General features: G+C 26.6%; 8 protein-coding genes. All 8 read right to left on the reverse strand.

Annotated features, from left to right (window positions below; genetic code table 11):
* Nucleotides 1-52: 52 nt before the first annotated feature.
* A complete protein-coding gene (locus ACRDDY_RS07825; protein ID WP_438564391.1) occupies nucleotides 53-511 on the reverse strand; it encodes a hypothetical protein in 459 nt (152 codons plus the stop codon).
* 8 nt (nucleotides 512-519) lie between these two features.
* Nucleotides 520-1,152, reverse strand: coding sequence for a hypothetical protein (locus tag ACRDDY_RS07830; protein ID WP_438564392.1), 633 nt, complete (start codon nucleotides 1,150-1,152; stop codon nucleotides 520-522).
* A 14-nt stretch (nucleotides 1,153-1,166) separates the two neighbouring features.
* The gene (locus ACRDDY_RS07835) at nucleotides 1,167-1,376 is read right to left on the reverse strand and encodes a hypothetical protein (RefSeq protein ID WP_438564393.1); all 210 of its coding nucleotides are present in this window, start codon (nucleotides 1,374-1,376) and stop codon (nucleotides 1,167-1,169) included.
* Between the two features lie 24 nt (nucleotides 1,377-1,400).
* The gene (locus ACRDDY_RS07840) at nucleotides 1,401-1,598 is read right to left on the reverse strand and encodes a hypothetical protein (RefSeq protein WP_438564394.1); all 198 of its coding nucleotides are present in this window, start codon (nucleotides 1,596-1,598) and stop codon (nucleotides 1,401-1,403) included.
* Nucleotide 1,599: 1 nt separating this feature from the next.
* Entirely contained in the window at nucleotides 1,600-1,779 is a 180-nt protein-coding gene (locus tag ACRDDY_RS07845; protein WP_438564395.1) for a hypothetical protein, read from the reverse strand.
* A 41-nt stretch (nucleotides 1,780-1,820) separates the two neighbouring features.
* A complete protein-coding gene (locus tag ACRDDY_RS07850) occupies nucleotides 1,821-2,018 on the reverse strand; it encodes a sporulation protein Cse60 (RefSeq protein WP_438564396.1) in 198 nt (65 codons plus the stop codon).
* A 75-nt stretch (nucleotides 2,019-2,093) separates the two neighbouring features.
* A complete protein-coding gene (locus ACRDDY_RS07855; protein WP_438564397.1) occupies nucleotides 2,094-2,264 on the reverse strand; it encodes a hypothetical protein in 171 nt (56 codons plus the stop codon).
* Nucleotides 2,265-2,368: 104 nt separating this feature from the next.
* Nucleotides 2,369-2,598 (reverse strand): hypothetical protein (locus ACRDDY_RS07860; protein ID WP_438564398.1); only part of this gene is annotated, 230 nt, incomplete at its 5' end.

A 2,598-nucleotide genomic window follows, 5' to 3' on the forward strand; every position in this document is an offset into this window, starting at 1 on the left:
TTATTATTTTATTGACCATCTTACATTCTACACCTGTTGGTATCACTACGTCTTATGATTGTACATTGCCAATAATGTCATAAATATCTTTAAAATACTTTTTATTATTGAAACTTTCTACTTCTATAGTCTTATCAGAATAATATTCAAAATCATTAACTAATTTTACAACATCTAAATCGCTTAATTTATCAAATAAATCCACTAAATACCTACTATTCTTGGTGTTATGATTAGTTAAATATTCGATGATTGGTATATTGCATATTTTAAATTTCTCTTCGTTCACTATTATCCTACGTCTGTCTGCATCATATCTTGAATATATTAATAATTCATAATCACCCTCCCGCATAGATACATGTAGATACTTCCAGTTTGATATATCCATATCTGAATCAACACATAACTTTAGACTATCAACTAATTCATCAATTTCAGCTAACTTATTTTTCATTTTTTCATATTCTTTTAATTCAATATAATCATATCTATCAGTAATCAAACTCATAATATCACCTATAATTCACTTATAAATTTATCATATTCTTCATCAACTGAATATTTTTCAATTATATCATCTACACTTAAATCGTTATCAAAGTCTTCAATTCTTAATTCGGCAGCATTGAAGTCTATATTTATTACTTCTTCATGACTTTCTATTGATTCATCTTGCACAGAATCCTTCATTACATTTACAAATTCATTAGCCTGACTTGTATATTCTTCTTTTATCTTTAATTGTTCTAACTTATGCTTCAGATTATTTATGTAAGTTTCCATTTTAGTTTTTCTAACATATAAGTCTTCAGACATTTTCTCATTTAATTTTAATGTTTCTTTTAACATTTCTAATTCTTTTTCTATATTCTTCTTAGATACAAACAACTTATTAAGATTCACTTCATCATTATTTTCTTTGCATTTCTTTGCTGCAACTTTTATATCATCTAATGTTTTACTACACCCTTCTATTTTACTTTCAAGTGACTTTCTTTTACCTTCAGACTTATAATATGATGTAGCTAACTCCTTTAATTTTTCTTCTTTAGTTTTTATAATAGCTTTTATCTGACCTGTTTCTGATACCTTAACAACCTCATCGAACTTTAATCCTAAAAACATTTTTAATTTATCTAATCTTTTCATTTTAAATCCTCCTGTTATTTATTATTTCTTATTAACCAAGTATTATTTATTTCATTTATTCCAACACTTCCACTTGGCTTAAATTCTTCCTCATAATCTCTCTTTTTCATATGTCTTGATGTTTTAAAATCATACTTGTATTTAGTTCCAGTCAAACGACTTTCTATTTCTACACCATTCATGTACTCTTTAATGGCAATGTTAAAATAACATTCTTTACACATATAATCCTCCATTTTTAGTAATTATTATTTTATATCCTTTATTAAATCACCTATATCTTCAGCTTTAAAGTTTTCATTTAATAATCTTATACCAATAATATCCCCACCATCAAATATGACATTAAAACATCTACATTTACTTGATAAATATAAGCATTCTTCATTTACACAATTATCACAATCTGTATATGTATTGATATTTGTTTCATAATACTTTCCCATATTAATTAACCACCCCTATTAAAATCATAAACATTCTACCTATTAACTTAGACATGAAAACTACTACAGCAAATGCCAATAAGAAAAAACATATATCACTGAATTTATCATACTTTTCCCATGCCCACATACTAATCCATATCATCATTAATATTATAAATCCTATCATTATTTCCAACATATTAACCTCTACTATTGTTAATTATATTTTTCTTTACACGCCTAAAACCCATCATTCGGTTTATCTTCATATATCACTAATGCACATCCAAAATATTCTGCATCATAACTCCTACTTTCTGAGAAACTAGCAACTGAGTATTTTATATCTAGTACATTAACTACACCTTCATGTTCTTTTAACCACTCATTTAACTTATTTTCTAAATCTACGCCCTCATTAAATTCTTTAACTTTCATGCGTTCACTCCTATTCTATATCCCAAGTAATTAAATCCCATACTTCCTTATCAAACTCTTTAATAGTTAAACTCACTACGCACATATCTTCTTTAAAATGTTTACATTTGGTATTTTATATGGAAACCTCGGGTCATCGTATCCTAAAGACTCTCTTATATCACAATGATACCAAGGTTCAACTGGATATCCGTCTATTCCTTCAGCCTCATTTGTACAATTCTTACATAATAAACAGTTATTCATATATTCTCCTATTAAATCCACTTATAGTATTTCTTGCCTGTTAAACTGCAAGTATAATCATATACTCTTCTATGCATAACTTTTCTCCTTATAAAATGATTTTTTTATTTACCTTTTAATAACTCATCTTCATCTATCAAGTCAAAATCCACCAACATGTTATACAAATTTTCAATGTCACATGTGTAGTAGTTTATAGTTTCACTTCCACCATAATAGTCCGAGTCATAATACTGATCTACATTAATGCAATTGTTTTTAATTTTATTATATTTCAGAAAACTCATATTAGGGCATACATTTTCCATTAATGAATCAAATTCATCAAAATTTA

The sequence above is a fragment of the Clostridium sp. genome (genome assembly GCF_051656525.1).
Taxonomy (GTDB): Bacteria; Bacillota; Clostridia; order Clostridiales; family Clostridiaceae; genus Clostridium.

Bases quoted from the DNA above. Each gene is read 5' to 3' on its own strand.
- ACRDDY_RS07825 (WP_438564391.1), bottom strand. From the start codon at position 511: ATGAGTTTGATTACTGATAGATATGATTATATTGAATTAAAAGAATAT.
- ACRDDY_RS07830 (WP_438564392.1), bottom strand. From the start codon at position 1,152: ATGAAAAGATTAGATAAATTAAAAATGTTTTTAGGATTAAAGTTCGAT.
- ACRDDY_RS07835 (WP_438564393.1), bottom strand. From the start codon at position 1,376: ATGTGTAAAGAATGTTATTTTAACATTGCCATTAAAGAGTACATGAAT.
- ACRDDY_RS07840 (WP_438564394.1), bottom strand. From the start codon at position 1,598: ATGGGAAAGTATTATGAAACAAATATCAATACATATACAGATTGTGAT.
- ACRDDY_RS07845 (WP_438564395.1), bottom strand. From the start codon at position 1,779: ATGTTGGAAATAATGATAGGATTTATAATATTAATGATGATATGGATT.
- ACRDDY_RS07850 (WP_438564396.1), bottom strand. From the start codon at position 2,018: ATGAAAGTTAAAGAATTTAATGAGGGCGTAGATTTAGAAAATAAGTTA.
- ACRDDY_RS07855 (WP_438564397.1), bottom strand. From the start codon at position 2,264: ATGAATAACTGTTTATTATGTAAGAATTGTACAAATGAGGCTGAAGGA.